At 44.4% G+C, this 2,878-nt stretch carries 2 protein-coding genes; both read left to right on the top strand.

Going from position 1 to position 2,878, the window contains the following annotated elements:
* Nucleotides 1-1,875 (top strand): ABC transporter permease (locus ACO4PX_RS09715; protein ID WP_485572485.1); only part of this gene is annotated, 1,875 nt, incomplete at its 5' end.
* A 30-nt stretch (nt 1,876-1,905) separates the two neighbouring features.
* A partial coding sequence (locus ACO4PX_RS09710; RefSeq protein ID WP_485572483.1) for an erythromycin esterase family protein occupies nt 1,906-2,878 on the top strand: 973 nt, incomplete at its 3' end.

Raw genomic sequence — 2,878 nt, 5'->3', positions numbered from 1 at the left:
GAAACCCGTCATAGGGACTTGCCCCTTTTTATCCAAGTCGGTACGATTCTTCTTTGCATTTTTACCTTTGTTTTTATCCAGTACGCAGTCAACTTCATGCTGAAGAAACGAAATAAGGAGTTTGCGCTTTATGGTATTTTGGGCTTGGAGAAGAAGCATATCCGAAAGATTATTGCCATTGAATTTTTCTGTCTCTTTGCCTTTATCTTCGTACTGAGCATTGTGGGGGGATATCTCTTTGGACAAATGGTCTTTCTCATGCTGAATTTCATCATGAAAGATGTGTCGGGGAGGCTGATGGACTTTCCCTTCAGTTTTTCCGCCCTGTTCTATACTGCGGTTTTGCTGTTGTGCCTCTATCTTTTCACCTTGCTCCGCAGCAGTTTTCGGATTTCCTTTTCTACCCCGATGGCGCTTTTACAAAAAGGACATGAGGGAGAAGGCGAACCGAAGTCCAGAGTGATCCTGTCTTTTATCGGCTTCCTGTTCCTCGGCATCGGTTACGGGATTGCGCTTTTGATCCAAGGCTTACTGTCTTCTTTTAATTACTTTTTCCTTGCGGTACTGGCGGTAATTCTTGCAACCTATCTTTTGTATATTTCCTTTTCCGTGCTGATTTTGAAAATGGAGAAAAAGCGCCCTTCTTACTACAGGCCGGAGAAGTTCTTAAGCATCAGCGGACTTCTCTATCGTATCAAGGGAAATGCGGTTTCCCTTGCGAGCATCTCCATCTTAAGTACAGGAGTGATTTTGAGCCTTGCCACCACCATTTGTATGTATGCAAATATTCAGAATAAGGGAAACAGCTTATTTTCCAGAGAATACAGTATGGAGCTTTCCCCATTTTCCTATCCGGAAAAGGAAGGGGAAGACTTGAAACAGTCTTTAAATCAAATGGTGCTGGAAAGCGTGAACGAGCCTTCCGAGGTAGAGGGCTTATATACCATGGCAACGCTTGCTACCGCGGGTTATGTAGAGGATGGTCAAATCCTGCCTGTGCAAGGACAAGAGAACATGGCGAATGCCAAAGATCCCAATATGATTATCCTTTATGATTTAGCCGGCTACAATGCCCGTTTTCAAAAGCACATTACTTTAGGAGAAAATGAAATTCTGCTTTGCAACAATAGAAATACGCTGAAGAATCCGAGCAGTTTAAAAATCGGAGACCGGGTGTTTCAGGTGAGCGAAATTCAGAATATCTTACCGGTGGATATGGTGGCTTTAGGAAGCTACGGCATTGTGGTACGGGATCTTGCTACGATGCAGTATATAGAAAAATATTTACAGCCAAAGGAGCATAGCGGTGAATCCACTGCCATTGAATTTAGTACTCATTGGAATCTGAAAGGGATTTCCGTGGAGGCATATCAGCCGAAGTACACAGCTTTAAAGAAAGAGCTGAAGGTGTTTTCGGAAAAAAATTTCAAGGGAAACTATCGGTATTCGGTAGAAAATAAAGAAGAGTACCTGCAATCGCAGTATGAAGTGAACGGCGGATTTTTATTCTTAGGGGTGCTGATCGGTATCATTTTCCTGACAGGCACGGTATTAATCAGCTACTACAAGCAAATCAGCGAGGGCTATGAAGACAGAGAAAAAATGCAGATCATGAAGAAGCTGGGGCTTTCCGACCGTTTGATTCAGAAGACCGGAGCGGCTCAGATTCTATGGCTTTTCTTCGGCCCCTTAGCGGTGGCTACCCTTCACTGCATCGTAGCCTCCAAAATTATTTTCAGACTGCTGGGACTTTTCGGAGTAGGAAGCCTGACCCTTTATGCCGGCTGTTTGTCCGCGGTACTTCTTGTCTTTGCGCTGGTTTATCTTGTGATCTTTCGGCTGACCAAGAAAGCCTACACGCGGATTGTGGAATAGTATGAAATAGGAAATGTGAGGAAGAAAGAGATGAAAATATTGGGAAAGTTTTTGAAAATTCTGGGAAAAATTGTGCTTACGTTGACAGCTTTTCTTATTGTCTGTATTTTGTTTTATTTTGGGAAATTAAAGTTCGAGGAACTACAGGCTCACCGTGAAATCAAAGAGGTTCAGGCGGAAATGAAGCCCCTCTTCGCAGAGTACATACCGGAGAATATTACCATCCTTTCTATCGGAGAGGCTGCCCATGGCTGTAAAGAAATGCAGGAGCTGAAGCTGTCTGTTTTTAAGGAAATGGTGGAGAAACGGGGATTTACGGCATTTGCCCTGGAGGCGGACTATGGAGAATGTGCGGAAATAAACCGCTATATTCAAGGGGGAGAAGGAAGTGCTGAGGAAATGGTACAGAAGTTTGCCTTTCCCATTTACCATACCAAAGAAATGGCAGAGCTGATTTCCTGGATGCGGGAGTGGAATGAAAGCGCACCGGAGGAGAAAAAGGTCCGCTTCTACGGTTTTGACATGCAGGACCCGGAGGGAAGTTATGTCTTTTTAAAGGACTACAGCCTGTCTCATAAGCTGACGACCGAAGAAGAGTTTTCAAAAAATCTGGACTGTATAAAGGGTGAGAATTTCAGTTTAAATGCAACGAATGCCGAAGAAGTCATCGCCTTTTTGGACAGCTTAAAGGAAAAGGTGGAGGAGAGTCCGGAAGAGGCGCAGAGGGAGAGGGGAAACACAGCGGATGAGCAGGACACTACAGAAAAGCAGGCCTCCAATGACAATCTGGATAGTACAGAAAAGAAGGAGTTTCAGGAGCGGCAAGACTTTCTGATGGAGTTAAATACCGTTCGCCAAGCGGCGGAAACCTGGCTTTCCAAAGAGGATTCCTCTGTCCTTCGGGACCGGGATATGGAAGAAAATGTGAAGAAAATCCTGGAAATAGAACAAAAAATCGGTTCCGGAAAGCTCGTTATTTCTGCGCATGACGGACACATTCAGA

It is taken from the genome of Oribacterium sp. (assembly GCF_057249185.1).
The sequence above is the reverse complement of the archived record's forward strand: the minus strand, read 5'-3'. Positions and strand labels throughout refer to the sequence as shown.